The sequence below is a fragment of the Sporosarcina sp. GTC18466 genome, from assembly GCF_055389225.1.
The window spans coordinates 1,092,411-1,109,975 of sequence record NZ_AP044037.1; the positions used below are offsets into that span (position 1 = coordinate 1,092,411).

Here is a 17,565-nt window from a genome sequence, read left to right on the forward strand (position 1 = left end):
TTATATAATTGCAGAAACAAATAGAGAAAGGTGAACGCATGTCTACTCAACCATTCCAGGCGGGCCTGAAAGCAGGCACAAGCATCGCGATCGGCTATTTCCCCGTCGCTCTGACGTTCGGCTTGCTCGCCAAGACGACCGGCCTGTCCCTGATCGAGGCGACGGCCATGAGCCTGTTCGTCTTCGCGGGCGCCGCCCAATACATATCGCTTCAGCTGATCGCTGCAAAAGTCGATCCCGTGCTGATTGTGCTTAACACCTTCATTGTCAACATCCGCCACTTCCTTATGACGGCGTCATTGAATGAAAAGATGCACCGCGCGCCGAAATGGGTGAAGGCGGTCTATGCATTCGGCATTACCGACGAAACCTTTTCGGTCATCGCGACTAGGAAAGAAGGCAAAGTGGCGACATCTTTCGCGTTCGGCGTCGCATTGATCGCCTATGGCAGCTGGGTCGTCTTCACAGCAGTCGGTCATGTGATCGGCGCCAATTTGCCGGCATTCCTGCAAGCCGCCATGTCGATCGCGCTGTACGCGATGTTTGTCGGTCTTCTGGTCCCTTCGATGAAAGGGAACCGGAAAGTCGTCTTGCTTGCGGGAACGGCGGCGCTGCTCAGTTCGCTGTTCCACTTCACCGGATGGCTGTCGACGGGCTGGTCGATTCTCGTATCGACCCTCGTTTCATCCGTCCTCATTGAAATGCTTTACGCAAAAAGCGGCAAGCTGGCGACAGCCGCACCCGCAGGAAAGGAGAGTTCGTCATGATCGGAACTCCGGTATATTGGTGGATGCTGCTCGGCATGGCGCTCGTCACGTACCTTCCCCGCATGGTGCCGCTGACGTTCCTCGACGGAAAAGAGCTGCCGCCGCTCGTCAAAGGGATTCTCGCGAATATCCCCTACGCGGTGCTCGGCGCCCTCATTTTCCCGGCCATCCTGTTCGTCCAGGAAGGGAATATACTGTTCGGCATCATCGGGGCTGCGGCCGCGTTCCTGATCGCTCTTCTCGGCGGCGGGCTGATGACCGTCGTGCTCGGGACGGTCGGGGTGCTGGCGGTGTATAGTCTTTTTATGTGAATCAATAAAAATCGCAAGCAGGGCTGTAGCCTATGCTTGCGATTTTTTATTCCTCATCTCCGGCCGGATGCCGCCGTGCCCGCTTCACCATGCGCACCGCGTAGAAGAATCCGAGGGTGAGCGAAAGGGCATCGGCCGCGTACAGCCAGAAATTATGGGTGTAGCCTGCATAGACGGACGCAGCAATGAGCGCGAGCGTCAAGATGAGGCCGACGATATGGTGGAACGTCACCCTCGTGAAGAAGATGACGAGCAGGCCGGGCATGAAGAGGGCGAGCACCAGTTTTGTCCAGAATTCATCCATGAATGAAGCCCCCTTCCTTACCTGACGACGAGCAGACCGAGCCGGTGATGGTCATGATGATACAGCACTTGCTGCATGAGCCGCACTTCCCCGTCCCGCCCGATCACTTGCAGCCGGCAATGGGCCGCGTTCACTTGGATGGCGTCGTACAATTCCTTCTCGTTCATCACCTGGATGCCGTTCACGGAGCGGATGCATTCGCCCGGCATCAGGCCAAGACGGTCGCCCGGAGAATCCGGCAAGATGCCCGCGATGACAACGCCTCCTGCCTGCGGCGCCGCGACATAGCGTCCTTTCCGTTCACGCACAGCGACCTGGATCGAGATCGCTGCCCGGCAGGCAACGCCGATGATCAGTGCCGCCCAGCCGAGGATCGGCATCCAGAGCGCCGCGATGCCGATTAACGCAACGGCGATGCCTGTCCATGCGATGGCCCGTCCCATTCTCGGGAACAGCTCCTCGGGATACGTCTTGCGCGCGACTTGCGAGAAGCCGATCAAAATCGGCACTGGCAACAGCGTGAAGGCGGTCCCGCCGAGCGTAAATTGCGGCCAATAGGGCACGTAAGCCGTAATGAAGTCGCCGGGGATCAGGAACACGACAGGCAGCAGCCAAAGCCGTTTCGCCTTGAATACAGCGGCACGAAGGCCCCGGTTCGTCGGCTCCAGATACGGAGACGCATATTTTTCCGCATGGCGCCTGACGAGAAAGCCTTCCGCAATGAGCAGCAGGCCCGCAATGACAGGCACGGTTACCGTAAGGCCGCCGAACAAGTCAACATTAGCGATGAACCAGCCCCGATAGGAAAAGTCCGGACTCAACAGACTGACTCCGTACAGCGCGAGGACGGCACCCGCTATAGCATATACAGGTGACATCGCTTGATAATAAAATGTAACGAGCATGATAAGCATGATTGCCATAAACAGCACAAGCCACCCTTTATCAACGGCAAGGCCGACCCCCGAGACAATCACCGACACGAGAAGCGCCGGCAGCCATGACTCCGCGAGCAGCCTGCGCATCTCCGTCAATCCCGGCAGCAGCCGGATCGTGAAGTCACGCCGTTCCCGCTTCACGCGGAAGTACCCAAGCGCGATTGCCGCCAGAATTGCGGCCCATAACAACGGATTGACAAAAAAAGAGCCGATACTCTTCCCGATCGCTATCCAATCTTGTTCAGACACGGTCCACCACCATCCCATCCCCTGCTATTGTTTATCCACTATTGTATCAAAAGAATCGCCGCACGTGGTAGACTGATTGATTTTTTAACAGAAATGAAAAACAGCCCCTCAACGGATGAGGAGCTGCCAGATGATCAGGAAATCAGCAATATCCCGCAAAAAGAAGCAATCCGGCCGCTGAAATCAGCAATATCTTCTGTTAAGAAGCAATCCGGCACGCAATTGACGCAACTTCCGTCAAAAGGAAGCAATCTGCCCTCTGAAACGAGCAATCTCTGGCTGAAGAGCGATCCGGCATGCGAACGAAGCAACCAGTGTCAAAAAAGAAGCAATCTTGCTCTGAAACAAGCAATGTCCTCTGTAACGAAGCAATCGGGCATCCAATTGACGCAACTTCCGTCAAAAGGAAGCAATCCGGCCTCTGAAACGAGCAATCTCTGGCTGAAAAGCGATCCGGCATGCGAACGAAGCAACTTCCGTCTAAAAGAAGCAATCTTGCCTCTGAAACAAGCAATGTCCTCTGTAACGAAGCAATCCGGCATGCGGACAAAGCAACTTCCGCCAAAAGGAAGCAAGCAAGGCTCAAAACTACGCAATGCTCCATGCTGGCCGGCATCAAGAGCCCTGCCTGCGGTACAGCCACCTATTCCGTCAGCACATGATGCATATACCCGATCGCCATCTGAAGCTGGATGTCGTTCTTCCGCTCGTTGCGGTACGCCTCCACCTTTTCGCGGACGGCACTGAAGAATTTCCGGTCCATGATGTCCTCCGCGTCGCTCAGCACATCCGTCCGGAATTGCTGGACGGCAAGGGCGGTCGCTTCATCGAAGAAACCGTCCGTCCGGTCGACTTTGTAGCCGAGGCCGCCGAGCAGCCGCTGTGCATATGCAATGTCATCATGGAAGTTGCCGGCGCTGTATACATCCGTCACAATCCGGATATGTTCCGTGAACAGCTTATTCTGCTCCGTCTCGATTTCCGGTTCGATGCCGCTGCCGTGGATCCATTTCTCTTTCGGCGTCAGCCATTTATGCGTCGACAGCTTCATCTCGCCGCCATTCGAGAGGTCCATCGTATCCTGCACGGTCCCTTTTCCGAAGCTCGTCGTCCCGATGATCGTCCCGCGCTTCAGATCTTTCACCGCGCCGCTCATCACTTCGCTTGCGGATGCGCTTCCTTTATCCTGCAAAAGGACGACCGGCATCTTTTTCAATTTCGGATCAAACTCCAGCTTGCCTGCTTCGACGGTGAGCGGCGTCAAATTCCCTTTCGGATCCTGCATATAGGCGTAGACCGATTCATCCTTCAGCAGGCTGCCCGCAATCGCACCGACCGCGCGCAAGTAGCCGCCCGGGTTCCCCCTTAGGTCGATGATCAATCCGTCCGCCCCGTTTTTGACCAATTCATCCGTCGCCTTTTTCCATTCTTCCGCGCTTTCATCGCCAAACATCGTGAGTGCTATGTACCCGAACGTCTGGCCCCGCTCTTCCATGATTTCCGAGCTGACCGTTTTCACAGGAATCACATCACGGACAACTGTCAATTCAAGGTGTTTTGTCAGTTCAGGACGATACACCGTCATGGTGAGGGAAGACCCCTTCTTCCCGCGGATTTTCCGGACAACATCCTGGAGCGTCAAGCCTTCCAGCCGTTCCCCGTTAATACGGATGATTTCGTCGTATGGCAATAGCCCCGCCTTCTCGGCAGGCGACCCTTTCACCGGGGCGACAATGATGAATTTACCGTTCGAACGGGTGATTTCCGCTCCGATCCCGACCCGCTCGCCGGCAAGCGATTCGCGGTGGGATTCCGCCTCCTCTTTCGACAGATACGTGGAGTACGGATCATCGATGACATCCGCCATGCCGCGCAGCGCCCCTTCGACGAGCTCGTCCCCTTTCACCTCATACACCGCCAGCTCCTGGATCATTTTATATGCCTCATCTATGACCGGAATCGAACTTGCCGCCGCCCCGTCCGGTTTCCCTTTCTCCTTTGCGCCGCAGCCATCCAGCAGCAAAATCAGCCCAATTGTGAACACCGTCAGAAATGCAAACAACAAAAAGCGGCTTCTCCGCATACGTCTCCCCCTCTCCATCCACTATATGAACGGAAAAGCGTCGTTACGACTGCAGAAAGCCGCTTTCTTCAATCAACCATGTCGACCATATCCCTGATTTTCTTTTCATCCATCGGCCCGATCAGCTGGTAGGCGATCTTGCCGTCCGTCCCGATGAAATACGTGGTCGGTATGTAATACACTTGGTACACATCGGATAAATGCCCTGTTTTATCGAGCGGCACCGGGAACGTCAAACCGTACGAATCAACAAAGTCCTCGACCGCTTGCAAACCAAGCTTTTCACCGGACGTCAGATTCACCGCCACGATCTCCACATTATCGTCTTCCGCGTAATTCTTATAGTAATTCTCCATATGCGGCATCTCCGCCTTGCACGGCGGGCACCACGAACCCCAGAAATTCAGGATCACTTTCTTTCCTTTCAGCTCCGATAGCTTGAGGAATTTGCCGTCCAGCGTCTCGAGGTTAAAGTCAGGCGGGACATCCCCTTCGGCGAGACCTTGGACGCCGTCGACGACTGCGGACTCATCGGCCACCCCGACCTCGTCGATCGGCTCCGCCTGGTCCATATTCGAGCGGATCATATAGACGACCATCGCTCCGATAATCAAAGCCGCAATGACGTATCCTATCAATTTTTTATTCATAATCAACCCTCCGAAGTCTCATGCGATTTTCGTGTCCCTTCCAATTCCAGCCAGATCCATAAGAGGACGGCGAGCAGCGAAACGGACAGTGCGCCATTCATGAAGCCTTGTGGCTGAAATGAAGACACGAACAGATGCAAGGCGATGAACAGCAGCCCGAGCTGGCGGCCTGTCCCTAATTGACGCTTGGCTGCCAGCGCTAAAAATACGGCGAACAACAGCAGTGTCAGTATCCGCGGAAACAGCGGCCCTTCATTGAGCAAGGCCATCAGCATCTGATAAAACGACTGGGCCAGCAGGATGCCGCATAACAGAGCCCCGATCTCCCCGGGGATCGTCCTGCCTTTCCGTATTTTATTGAAAAGAAGAAAGGCTGCGACTGCCAGACCAAGCCAGAAACCGGGAAGTCCCCCGTCAAAATACAGGACAGCCATCGGGGATTGTGCAACAATCGGGAAATCGAGCAGCACGACCGACAGTTTCCAGACGGCCAGGACGGTGAAAAACGGATCAAGGACTGCGCCTGCGATCTGCTTCCCATAGAAGCGCCTGATTATTATATATGTAATGAGACATGCCCCGATCACCGCGATCCACGCGGAAGGCACCGACATGCTGCCGATCCGGTAATATGCCGTAACGTTCATCCCGTCCCCCCCTTTCCTGCTGCTTCTACTGTATACGGAATCGGGGCGCATCGCGACGAATGTGCTTCATGTATATGAAAAAACCGCCTCGGAATGAGACGGTTTCTTGAACTTTTTATAACGAAATATAACGGAGCGGATTCACCGCACTCGGTCCGGATGCCGACCAAGGCCCGATATGGATTTCGAAGTGAAGATGCGGTCCCGTAGAGGCGCCTGTGTTTCCGATCGCCCCTACTTGCGTCTTGCCTTTCTCGACAACTTGTCCGACATGCGCATCCACGCGTGACATATGGCCATACACACTTGTCAGGATCTGGCCGTCCGACGAGTGGGTGATCATGACGACATTGCCGTATCCGCCCATATGACCTGCATACGAGACGACGCCGTCCGCTGCTGCGAAGACAGGCGTGCCGATCGCATTCGCCAGGTCAATCCCGCGGTGCTGGCGCTGCGTATGGTAGATCGGGTGGTACCGCCAGCCGAATGACGACGTATACGTACCGACAACCGGCTTCGTCCAGAATCCGTTTGAAACTTGAGGGATTTTCGGTGTGCTCGATGATGACTGGGCAGCTTTGCGGGCTGCTTCCCGTGCCGCTTCTCGGGCTTTCCGGCGCTTCTCCTCTTCCTGGCGGGCGATTTCCGCAATCCGCTTCTGCTCGGCGATCACTTTCTTTTCAAGGTCTGCGCCGATTTCGATAGTTTCGTGGTATTCGTGCTCAGCGGCTTTTTTCGATTTGGAAAGGCGCTCTTCCTCCGCCTCCAGCTGATCGATCACCTTATGCTTTTCCTTTTTCTTCTCAAGCAGGCGCGCCCTCAGCTTATCAAGCTTCGCTTTGTCCGCTTCGAGTTCTTCCAGCTTCTGCTCGACTAACGATTTCTCTTTTGCCAGGCGTTCAATGTCCTCTTTCTGCCGTTTCATAATATCCCGGTCCGCATCCATCAACGTTGAGACAGCGGAGAACCGGTCAATGAAATCGGAAAAGCTGTTCGCACCGAGCAGCACGTCTATGTAATTGACATTGCCGCCTTTCGCCTGCATCGCACGGACCCGGTCGCGCAGCACGATATCGCGGTCTGCGATCTTCTGCTCCAGGTCCTTGATGGATTTCTTCAGTTCGTCGATCTCATCTTGCGTATTATTGATCTTTGTGATGACACGGTTGATATTGTCGTTCGTCTCCGTGATTTCATTGTTCACTTTCGTGATTTGATCAAGGAACTTCTGGATCTCATTCTTTGTCGTCTCGATCGCTTTGTTCTTATTCTGAATGGTCGCATCCAGATTCTTCTTCTTCTGCTCATTCATTTTCTGTTCTTGCTTCAAATCTTTCAGCGTGCTCGCAAATACGCCTGTTCCTCCAAGGAATGTAGAAAAGAGAAGGACGGCAATGAAACTTCCCACTACCCATTTACGTTTCAGCAAAATCCTAGTTCCCCCTTACGATTTTCTTAGACTTTCAGGAATTTCCGGACCGACATGAAGCTTCCCCACATCCCGATGAACACGCCCATGAAGAGCAGGAGTCCATTCACTTGCAGGATGAAAGGCATCGCATTCATCAGCTGGAATAATTCGTTTTGCAGTTTCGGTTCCCATTGTTCGTACAGCTCGTAATACGCGAAGGAGATGACCGCCATCGGAATGATCGATCCGAGGATGCCCAGCCAGATCCCTTCCAGCACGAACGGGATGCGCACAAAACTGTTTGTCGCGCCTACGAGTTTCATAATCTCGATCTCCCGTCCGCGCGCCACAATCGTCAGGCGGATCGTATTGGAAATCAAGAACATCGCAGTGAATAATAATGCCAAAATCAGCACCATTCCGATATTCCGGCTCATATTCAGCACTTTGAAGAGCTTATCGATCTTCCCTTCGCCGTAGACGACGGAGGATATGTTGTCATATGTACCGATTTCCTTCGCAACCGCCTCTGTTTCATGAGGGTCTGCCGCTTTCACATACAGCGCGTCTCCGAGTGGATTGCTTTGTTTGTAAAGGCTGAGTTCGTCCCCGAAAGACTGGATCATCTTGTCCAGCTCCTCATCCCGGGAGGAATAGAGCACTTCGAGGACGCCCGGGGTCGCCCGGACTTCCTTCACCAGTTCCTGCACCGCCGCGTCATCCGCGGCCGGATCTGCAATGACTTTGATTTCAACATCATTCTCTAGATTATCCGCCAGCTGATTGAGGTTCATCATGATGACGATAAACACACCGACTAATAGAAGCGTAACAGTGACCGCACTGACCGAAGCGAAGGTCATCCAGCTGTTCCGGCCAAGACTCTTGACGCTTTCCCGAAAATGGCGTCCCGCTGTCCTAGCTTTCATAACCGTATACTCCTTCGTCTTCATCTCGTGTGATCAATCCGCCGTCGACAACGATGACGCGGTGGCGCATCGTGTTGACGATCTCCTTGTTATGCGTGGCCATGACGATCGTCGTGCCGAGCGAATTGATCTGCTCGAAAATCCGCATGATCTCCCACGATGTTTCGGGATCCAGATTTCCGGTCGGCTCATCGGCGATGACGACTTTCGGCACATTAACGATCGATCGCGCAATCGATACGCGCTGCTGCTCGCCGCCCGACAGCTCATTCGGGAACATCCGGGCTTTCTGCGTCAAGCCTACAAGCGCCAGCACTTCGTTCACCCGCTTGCGGATCTGCTGCGGCGATTCCTCGATCACTTCAAGGGCAAACGCCACATTCTCATAAACATTCAATTTAGGAAGCAATTTAAAGTCTTGGAAGACGACGCCGATCTGCCGGCGCAAAAAAGGAACGCGCTTGCTGCGGAGCGTCCTCAAATTGATGCCGTTAATTAAAATATCGCCGCTCGTCGGAGTTTCCTCCCGGTACATCATCTTAATGAATGTCGATTTCCCCGCCCCGCTCGGTCCGACGACATACACAAATTCGCCGCGCGCGATTTCGACAGAAATTCCATTCGCTGCGACGACACCGTTCGGGTATTTTTTGTACACATCTTTCATGACAATCATTCTAAAACCACCTGATTACAAGTATCTGCATTTTTTTCACTCAACAAGCCCATTATAGCACGAGTGGGCTTGGTAAGTATTACAGATATGTTTCAATTGGATTTTGAGAGTACTAGGCATTGAAATACGATTGAAAAGGGGGACATCTCGGGAAGCGGGGTGTATGAATAAGCAATGAACGGCCGTTTATAAGCAATAAATTCGGGGAATGAGCAATGAAGGTCCCTAAGTGAGCAACGGCCGCTGCAAAGTGAGCAATAAAAGCGGAAAGGCAGCAATGGCCACTCGGAAGTAAGCAATGGCTTCAAAGTAAGTCACGCCTGCTTTGAAGTAAGCAATGGCTTCAAAGTAAGTCACGCCTGCTTTGAAGTAAGCAATAACATTCGAAAGTCAGCAACAAACACTTTAAAGTAAGCAATGTCGTTCAAAAGTCAGCAACGATGACTTCAAAGCAAGCAACAACGTTTAAAAGTCAGCAATGATCATCCCAAAGCGAGCAACAACGTTCAAAAGTCAGCAATGAGCACCTCAAAGCAGCAACAACGTTCAAAAGTCAGCAATGAGCACTTCAAAGCAAGCAACAACGTTCAAAAGTCAGCAATGAGCACTTCAAAGCAAGCAACAACGTTCAAAAGTCAACAATGATCGCTCCACTGCAAGCAATAGCTTAAGCAGCCGCTCGCCTAGTAATCGCCACAAAAATACCGCATCACCGAAGCGATGCGGTCCGTTGCATTTTATTTCTTTGCTGCCAAGTAGTCTGCGACTGCTGTGATTTCCTCGTCGCTGAGCGTTCCTTTGAATGGAGGCATTCCGTTCTGGCCGTTTGTCACGATATCATGGATCTGGTTCGCATCGAGCTCTGATCCGATGTTGGCAAGAGCCGGCGCGTTTCCTTTACCTTCCAGGTTGCTGCCGTGACATGTGATACAGTTCGTGTTGATGATCTTTTCAGCATCGACTGACGCCGTGCCGCCTGTGTCGCCGCCGGATGCATTCTCGTTGTTGTCTTTATTTCCGCCACAAGCACCGAGAACGAGGACGGATCCGAATAGAACGGCCAAAAGCTTGTTCTTCATCTGTTTTCCTCCTATCGTAAATAAGTTGTGCTTCCTGCCTAAGTATACCAAAGTCATGCAGCGCTTCCTCTGCTGGAAATCCCTTTTTTTCATCGAATTGATGACATTCAGGGCGCGCAAACATGTCTTCACCTTTTACTATACACATCTTCCCGTTTTTAAAACCTGCGCATATCCTGCCAAAAAACAGAAAAAAGCGCACGGCTGTACGCTTTCTTCTGTCGACTTATGAAATTTTGGAACGCAGGTATGCATTGATGAACATATCGATTTCGCCGTCCATGACAGCGCCGACATTGCCCGTCTCTTCGTTGGTGCGGTGATCTTTGACCATCGAATATGGATGGAATACGTAGGAACGGATCTGGCTTCCCCAGCCGATTTCCTTCTGCTCGCCACGGATTTCCGCTAGGCGTGCTTCTTCCTCTTCCACTTTGAGCTGGTATAATTTCGCTTTCAATAAATTCATCGCCCGCTCGCGGTTCTTGATCTGCGAACGTTCCGTCTGGCATGTGACGACCGCGCCTGTCGGGATATGCGTGATCCGGACTGCGGAATCGGTTGTGTTGACGTGCTGTCCGCCCGCGCCGCTTGAGCGGTACGTATCGATTTTCAAGTCTTCCGTACGGATGTCGATATCGATATCGCCGTCAAACTCCGGCATGACTTCAACGGACGAGAACGACGTATGGCGGCGGCCCGATGAATCGAACGGCGAAATCCGCACGAGACGGTGGACGCCTTTTTCCGCTTTCAAATAGCCGTATGCGTTATGGCCTTTGATGGAAAGGGTGACCGATTTCACGCCCGCTTCGTCCCCCGCCTGGTAATCAAGCGTCTCGACCTTGTATCCTTGGTCATCCGCCCAGCGCTGGTACATGCGGAGCAGCATCGACGCCCAGTCCTGGGACTCCGTGCCGCCTGCGCCTGAATGGATTTCAAGGACAGCATTGCTGCTGTCGAATTCGTCGCTGAGGAGCATCTGAAGATCAAAATCATCCATTTTCTTCTTAAAGTCCTTCAGTTCATTGCCGAGCTCTTCCTGAAGATCCTCGTCGGCCTCTTCTTTGAGAAGCTCGAGCGTCATTTCAAGGTTTTCCTGCGTGTCGTTCAAGTCATTGTAATCGCCGACTGTCGATTTCAGCGCATTTGATTCGGAAATGACTTTCTGCGCGGCATCCTGGTCATCCCAGAATCCCGGTTCCAGCATAATTTCATCAAGTTCTTGGATTCGTGCCTCTTTGTTTTCTAAGTCAAAGAGACCCCCTGAAGTCCGCTAATTTCTTAGCTGTTTTGTCGAGTTCGTTGCGAACATCGGATAATTCCATCATAAAAGTTCCTCCTGAAAATAAAGTGGACGAAGGCGGCTCAATGCCGCCTCGCCATTTCTGCCACTCAGCCTTGGCCGTGGCAGTTCTTGTATTTCTTTCCGCTGCCGCATGGGCACGGATCATTGCGTCCGATGTTGACGGCGCGGCGCACCGGCTTCTTCGTCACTTTCTCGCCGTCCTCTTTCGGGTTGACGGCCTGGCCTTTCGCCACTTCCTCGCGCTCGAGGTTGTTGCGGATTTCAGCCTTCATGACATATTTCGACGCGTCGTTCTCGATCGATGTCACCATCTCCTCGAACATGGCAAAGCCTTCCGCCTGATACTCGCGGAGCGGATCGGTCTGACCGTACGCGCGGAGGTGGATACCATGACGCAGCTGATCCATCGCGTCGATATGGTCGGTCCACTTCGAGTCGATCGCCCGCAAGAGGACGACTTTCTCGAACTCGCGCATGCGGTCTTCGGACATTTCCGCTTCTTTCTCGTCATAGCGTTCCATGACTGCCTGTTTGATCAAACCGGCCGCTTCTTCAGGCGTCTTGCCCTCGAAGTCTGCTGCCGTCAAACGGTCCTCCGGCAAGAGGTTCGCGCCGAGGAAGTCCTCAAGGCCTTTTGCGTTGAGCGTCTTGCCTTCTTCATCCGAGTGCATGCCGACAACGCGTTCCACCACATTATCCAGCATATTCACGAGCACCTCGCGGATGTTCTCGCTGTCGATCACTTCATTCCGTTCCTTATAGATGATTTCGCGCTGCTGGCGCAATACATCATCATACTGAAGGAGGCGTTTCCGTGAGTCGAAGTTATTGCCCTCCACCCGTTTCTGGGCGGATTCGACGGAGCGCGACACCATTTTCGACTGGATCGGCGTCGTGTCATCCATGCCGAGCTTTGTCATCATATTCTTCATCTGTTCCGATCCGAAACGGCGCATCAGTTCATCTTCAAGCGACAGATAGAACTGCGTCACCCCTGGATCTCCCTGACGTCCGGAACGTCCGCGGAGCTGATTATCGATCCGGCGCGATTCATGGCGCTCGGTGCCGATGACAGCCAGGCCGCCCAGTTCCTGCACGCCTTCGCCAAGCTTGATGTCCGTACCGCGGCCTGCCATGTTCGTCGCGATCGTAACCGCGCCTTTTTGGCCCGCTTCCTGGATGATTTCCGCTTCACGGCCGTGGTTCTTCGCATTCAATACATTATGCGGAATGCCGTACTTTTTCAAGTACTGCGAGATGATTTCCGATGTCTCGATCGCAACAGTTCCGACAAGGACCGGCTGGCCGGCTTTATGCCGGTCGCGGATATCCTCAGCAACCGCCTTGAATTTCCCTTCCATCGATGCGTAGATCAGATCCGGACGGTCGTCACGCGCAATCGGACGGTTCGTCGGGATGACAATGACATTCATATTGTAGATATTGCGGAATTCCTCTTCTTCCGTCTTCGCCGTACCCGTCATACCGGACAGCTTGTCGTACATCCGGAAGAAGTTCTGGAACGTGATCGTCGCGAGCGTCATCGTTTCATTCTGGACCTCGAGGCCTTCCTTCGCCTCGATCGCCTGGTGGAGCCCGTCGCTATAACGGCGGCCTTTCATCAGACGGCCCGTGAACGAGTCGACGATGACGACTTCGCCTTCCTGCACGACGTAGTCTACGTCAATATGCATGCTCGCATGCGCCTTCAGCGACTGGTTGATCGCATGGTTGAGCGTGACATGCTTGAGATCGAACAAGTTGTCGATGCCGAACGCCTTCTCCGCTTTGTCTACGCCGGATTCTGTGAGCACGACGCCTTTCGTCGACTCATCATACGAATAATCCTCTTCTTTTTTCAGCGTGATGACAAAACGGTTCGCGAGCCGGTACAATTCCGCCGACTTCGCGGCCTGCCCGGAAATGATGAGCGGCGTCCGCGCTTCGTCGATCAGGATGGAGTCGACTTCGTCAATGACCGCATAATGCAGCGGCCTTTGCACGCGGTGCTCCGCGTACAGCACCATGTTGTCACGCAAATAGTCGAAGCCGAGTTCGTTGTTCGTCGTATACGTGATGTCCGCGTTATACGCTTCCCGTTTCTCCTCTTTCGACAAGCTGTTCAAGTTGAGGCCGACCGTCAGGCCAAGGAATTCATACAGCTGGCCCATCTCCGTCGCGTCACGGCTGGCGAGGTATTCGTTCACCGTCACGACATGGACGCCTTTGCCTTCAAGCGCATTCAAATAGACCGCGAGAGTCGACGTCAATGTCTTACCCTCACCGGTTTTCATCTCTGCGATATTGCCTTCATGGAGTGCGGACGCCCCAATGATCTGCACGCGGAACGGATACATCCCGAGCACGCGGCGGGACGCTTCCCGCACGACTGCGAACGCTTCCGGCTGGATCGCATCCAGCGTCTCGCCGCCTTGGACACGCTCCTGGAACTCCGCCGTCTTGTCCTTCAGCTGCTCGTCCGAAAGACGCTCCATCTCTGTCGCCAGCGCTTCCACCTGGTCCGCGATTTTTTCAAGTCGCTTCAAATCTCTTTTATTGGAATCAAACATTTTATTCAATACGCCAAGCATATAGTCACATCCTCATTGAGTTCACCCTTCATTTTATCATTCTATACACACGCGCGCAAATGGTCGGGTCCGATTTTGCGGCATTTCGGAAAGCTGCGCAAGGCTGTGGAGTGTTTGCTGATTTTTATCAGGCTGATCGCTTCGGCGTGCGGGGTGTTGCTTACTTTCGCTGGGTGATTGCTTGTTTTTGTTGTTAGATTGCTTTGTTTAGCTGGGCCGTTGCTTATTATTGGCGGTTGATTGCTTCGATTGAACGGATGATTGCTTACTTGGCGGATAGCGCGTTTTTCACAAGAGAGATTGCTTGCTAACACGCTGTTGTTGCTTCGCAAAAGCAAGAAATTGCTTACTTTGGAGTCTGATTGCTTCTTTCTGGCGGGCGGTTGCTTCATTAGGCCGGCTGATTGCTCGTTCGGCCTGATCATTGCTGACTTCGCAAGCCGGCAACTTTACAAACGAGGTTCTTTATTTGATTGCTTACTATCAAGTCCTGATTGCTCCGAAAACGCAAGACATTGCTTACTATTCAGCCTCATTGCTCCTTACTGCGGAGCGATTGCTTAGTTCAGCCGGCTGATTGCTTCGTTTGGCTTGGTCATTGCTCACTTCGCAAGCAGGCAACTTTTCAAAACGAGTTTCATCGGTTGATTGCTTACTAACAAGTCCTGATTGCTCCGAAAACGCAAGACATTGCTTACTATTCAGCCTCGTTGCTTCTTTCTGCCGAGCGATTGCTCACTTCAGCCGGCTGGTTGCTTCGTTCGGCCGGGTCATTGCTCACTTCACATACCCGTCCGCCGAACACATCAAAAAGCCCCCCGGGATTGCTCCCCGGGGGCTTGCTGATTCATTAATTTGTCTCGATCAGGCCGTACTTGCCGTCTCTTCGTTTATAGACGATGTTCGTGCCGTCTGATTCGGCATCGGTGAAGATATAGAAGTTATGGCCTAGCATGTTCATCTGGAGGATGGCCTCTTCCTGGTCCATCGGCTTGAGGTCGAATTGTTTTGTGCGGACGACGTTGAACTCGTGATCATCCTGCGCCATGTCTTCGTCCTCACGCTCCCTCTCGACGGATTGAAGGAATGCTGCAACGCCTTCACGTTCGCGGAATTTGCGGTTCACCCTTGTTTTGTACTTGCGGATTTGGCGCTCGAGCTTGTCGACGATCAAGTCGACGGCCGCATACATGTCGTCGTGGCGCTCTTCCGCCCGCAAAGTCAGGTTTTTCATCGGGATGGTAATCTCCACTTTAGTCTGTCTGTCGTTATAGACTTTCAGGTTGACGTGCGCTGTCGCGTTCGCCCCTTCAGTGAAGTAGCGCTCGAGCTTGTTCACTTTCTTCTCGACGTATTCCCGAATAGCTGGTGTAACCTCAATGTTTTCCCCGCGGATGTTAAAGTCTAGCATATGAACTCCTCCTTTTATGATCCGTTGGTATATACTTCTCCATATTGCCTTTCAAATCCTTCTTCAAACAAAGAATTTTTTCAGAAAAAAGTCGAAATGTGGCGAAATGGCGTCACGGCTTCGTTTTCTTCTCTTTCCCCGACTTGATCCGGAGCTTCAGCTCGTCGACGATCAGCTTTGACGTCGCCGCGTCTTCCGCAAAATGAAACCCGTACGTGAAGTGGTCATCGGCCCGTTTCTTCCACTGGATCGTGCCGTCGAGCGTAATCGGCTGTTCATACAGCGTGAACGTCAGGTGCAGGTCCACATCACCCGGACCGCCCGGGATGTCGTATGCCGCTTCCAGTTTCGCGCCGCCCGAACTGATATCGAGCAGCCGGCACTTTCCGGGGCTTGACATGGCGGAACGGTCTGCGCCGACGAAGATTTTGAACTCCGCTTCAAGAGGCTCTGAAAACGTATGCCTGAAATATTCCGTCCGCTTGTATAACACGGTCAACACGCTCCATTCCATCGGTCCTGCTGACTTCATTATACCAAAGACGAACTAGTTTTGCAGTTCGGACCCTTCCACGAGTCCCCGCGTCCGCTCCACCGTACCTGCAAGCGTCCTCGTGATCTGCTCGTTGTCACTGACTGCCGCATGTACCGTCGCATTCACTTCCTCGACGGACGCGCTTGACTGCGCAAGCAGGTCGGCGAACGACCCTGTCATCCTGCCGATATCCGCCGTCTCTTCCGCCACCAGCTTCATTTTAGAATCAAACCTCTCGAACTGCTCATGGAACGCCCCCAGCGTCTCGTGCATGCCGTTGATCTTCCGTTCTGCCTCGACTGTGCGCCTGGACTGCTCCTGCAGCCTGCCCATGCTCTCCTCTAGATCATGCCGGGACTGGCTGTTTGTCTGATTCACGTCCGTCAAATTCGCATTGATCTCTTCCAGCGTCTCAGATGTAAGGGCGGCGAGCTTCCGGATTTCCTCTGCGACAACCGCAAACCCTTTCCCGTGGACCCCTGCGCGAGCCGCTTCAATAGAGGCATTCAGCGCCAGCAGGTTCGTCTGGTTCGTGATTGCCGCAATCGACTTCGCGAGTTCATTCGTCTTCTTGATATTTGCCGTCAGCGAATCAAAGGAACCATTCAGGCCTTCCAGCATCGAGCCAACCCCTTCCATGCCAGCCCGCACGCCTTGCACATCCTTGACGACCCCGCCTGAGTGGCTCTGCATCTGGGCGGAAGAGTGATTCATATCCCGGCTCTCTTCCTGCATCTCCAGCAATGCCGCCTTCGCCCGATCCGTTTTCTGTGCAATATCCGAGATCTGGCCGGATTCCCGCTCCACGGACGCTGCAATCACATCCATCACTTCAAGCAATTCATGCTGCGATTCCAGGTTCCTTTTTGCGGCCAGGCCGATCTCATGCAAGTCGCCGGCTACCTGTTCAACGCCGTCATTCAATTCACGACGCTTTTTCCTCTCCTCCTCCGCCCTGCGGTTCTGCTCCGCCGTGAACACGCCAACTTGCGCTTCCAGTTTCTTTGTCTGCCTGATCTGGATGAACAGCCCGGCGCCAAGCAGCAGGAAAACCAGCATCAGGCTCCCCTTGCTTTCCGCAATCTGCTCCTGGTACGGATACCGGGCGAGAAATGTAAGCAAGACTAGCAAAGACAGTGCAAATCCATATCCCATGATGGCGGCTGAAATATGCACGCTAGCCAGGCCAAGCATGAAAAAGGCGATGCCCGCCGTTGCGATCGACGGGTCCCCGATCCAGCCGTTAAAGATGGCGGCACCTGCCGTGAAGGCGAACACCGCCCACGGATATGCCACTTCCAGCGGTTTGGATTTCAGCGCAAGCAGATACAGAATCAGCGCACCCGTCACCGGAACTGCCATGCTGGCCGTCTTCAGACCGTCCTGGCCTGTCGCTAGATAAAAGAGCGTTCCAATCAGGCTGGAAGCCCCCAGCGTCAAAAATAAGATTGTATTCTTTTGAGCATAACGCTTCCGCTGCAGCACCTGCACATCTTCCATTGTTCTCCCTCTTTCCAGCTGCAACATTCTTTAGAGCAGCTACTTTTTCCTTATCTTGTATGTAAATCGTATCATTACTGAACAGTCATTCATATAGTCATTCCTTACCAATTAACGATGAGAAACACCTATCCGCCATTGATCGTCAGACTCCTCTTGCAGCCTATCCAAT

At 53.2% G+C, this 17,565-nt stretch carries 16 protein-coding genes; 2 read left to right on the forward strand and 14 right to left on the reverse strand.

From position 1 onward, the window contains the following. The first annotated feature begins 38 nt into the window (after positions 1-38). Together ACZ5FK_RS05435 and ACZ5FK_RS05440 are read left to right on the forward strand one after the other, a co-directional pair. Positions 39-767 carry an AzlC family ABC transporter permease gene (locus ACZ5FK_RS05435; RefSeq protein ID WP_464806887.1) on the forward strand — a complete coding sequence of 243 codons (729 nt, stop codon included), beginning with the start codon at positions 39-41 and terminating at the stop codon, positions 765-767. Then, positions 764-1,078 carry an AzlD domain-containing protein gene (locus ACZ5FK_RS05440; protein WP_464806888.1) on the forward strand — a complete coding sequence of 105 codons (315 nt, stop codon included), beginning with the start codon at positions 764-766 and terminating at the stop codon, positions 1,076-1,078. The genes ACZ5FK_RS05435 and ACZ5FK_RS05440 overlap by 4 nt, the downstream gene beginning before the upstream one ends. Positions 1,079-1,124: 46 nt before the next feature. On the opposite strand, the gene ACZ5FK_RS05445 is transcribed toward ACZ5FK_RS05440, so the two are convergent. The 14 genes from ACZ5FK_RS05445 to ACZ5FK_RS05510 form a co-directional block, all read right to left on the reverse strand. Then, positions 1,125-1,382 carry a CsbA family protein gene (locus ACZ5FK_RS05445; protein WP_464806889.1) on the reverse strand — a complete coding sequence of 86 codons (258 nt, stop codon included), beginning with the start codon at positions 1,380-1,382 and terminating at the stop codon, positions 1,125-1,127. Positions 1,383-1,399: 17 nt separating this feature from the next. Next, a complete protein-coding gene (locus tag ACZ5FK_RS05450; protein WP_464806890.1) occupies positions 1,400-2,569 on the reverse strand; it encodes a PDZ domain-containing protein in 1,170 nt (389 codons plus the stop codon). A gap of 643 nt (positions 2,570-3,212) precedes the next feature. Then, positions 3,213-4,652, reverse strand: a complete 1,440-nt coding sequence (locus tag ACZ5FK_RS05455) for a S41 family peptidase (protein ID WP_464806891.1) — start codon at positions 4,650-4,652, stop codon at positions 3,213-3,215. Positions 4,653-4,720: 68 nt separating this feature from the next. After that, a complete protein-coding gene (locus ACZ5FK_RS05460) occupies positions 4,721-5,302 on the reverse strand; it encodes a redoxin domain-containing protein (RefSeq protein ID WP_464806892.1) in 582 nt (193 codons plus the stop codon). Between the two features lie 2 nt (positions 5,303-5,304). Continuing rightward, positions 5,305-5,949 carry a hypothetical protein gene (locus ACZ5FK_RS05465; RefSeq protein ID WP_464806893.1) on the reverse strand — a complete coding sequence of 215 codons (645 nt, stop codon included), beginning with the start codon at positions 5,947-5,949 and terminating at the stop codon, positions 5,305-5,307. Positions 5,950-6,064: 115 nt separating this feature from the next. Beyond that, positions 6,065-7,381 carry a murein hydrolase activator EnvC family protein gene (locus ACZ5FK_RS05470; protein WP_464806894.1) on the reverse strand — a complete coding sequence of 439 codons (1,317 nt, stop codon included), beginning with the start codon at positions 7,379-7,381 and terminating at the stop codon, positions 6,065-6,067. Positions 7,382-7,407: 26 nt separating this feature from the next. Further along, positions 7,408-8,292, reverse strand: a complete 885-nt coding sequence (ftsX, locus tag ACZ5FK_RS05475; protein WP_464806895.1) for a permease-like cell division protein FtsX — start codon at positions 8,290-8,292, stop codon at positions 7,408-7,410. Continuing rightward, on the reverse strand, positions 8,282-8,968 hold the full coding sequence (gene ftsE / locus ACZ5FK_RS05480) for a cell division ATP-binding protein FtsE (protein ID WP_464806896.1): 687 nt from the start codon (positions 8,966-8,968) through the stop codon (positions 8,282-8,284). The genes ftsX and ftsE overlap by 11 nt, the downstream gene beginning before the upstream one ends. A gap of 737 nt (positions 8,969-9,705) precedes the next feature. Continuing rightward, a complete protein-coding gene (cccB, locus tag ACZ5FK_RS05485) occupies positions 9,706-10,047 on the reverse strand; it encodes a cytochrome c551 (protein ID WP_464806897.1) in 342 nt (113 codons plus the stop codon). A 226-nt stretch (positions 10,048-10,273) separates the two neighbouring features. Further along, a protein-coding gene (prfB, locus tag ACZ5FK_RS05490) for a peptide chain release factor 2 (protein ID WP_464807374.1) occupies positions 10,274-11,375 on the reverse strand; the annotation gives its coding sequence in 2 pieces (ribosomal slippage) (positions 10,274-11,302 and positions 11,304-11,375; 1,101 coding nt in all). Between the two features lie 67 nt (positions 11,376-11,442). After that, positions 11,443-13,947 carry a preprotein translocase subunit SecA gene (secA, locus tag ACZ5FK_RS05495; protein WP_464806898.1) on the reverse strand — a complete coding sequence of 835 codons (2,505 nt, stop codon included), beginning with the start codon at positions 13,945-13,947 and terminating at the stop codon, positions 11,443-11,445. A gap of 850 nt (positions 13,948-14,797) precedes the next feature. Then, on the reverse strand, positions 14,798-15,358 hold the full coding sequence (hpf, locus tag ACZ5FK_RS05500; protein WP_464806899.1) for a ribosome hibernation-promoting factor, HPF/YfiA family: 561 nt from the start codon (positions 15,356-15,358) through the stop codon (positions 14,798-14,800). 112 nt (positions 15,359-15,470) lie between these two features. Beyond that, positions 15,471-15,872: a PilZ domain-containing protein gene (locus ACZ5FK_RS05505; protein WP_464806900.1), complete on the reverse strand. Its 402-nt coding sequence runs from the start codon at positions 15,870-15,872 to the stop codon at positions 15,471-15,473. A 33-nt stretch (positions 15,873-15,905) separates the two neighbouring features. Then, on the reverse strand, positions 15,906-17,393 hold the full coding sequence (locus ACZ5FK_RS05510; RefSeq protein ID WP_464806901.1) for a methyl-accepting chemotaxis protein: 1,488 nt from the start codon (positions 17,391-17,393) through the stop codon (positions 15,906-15,908). Positions 17,394-17,565: the final 172 nt, after the last annotated feature.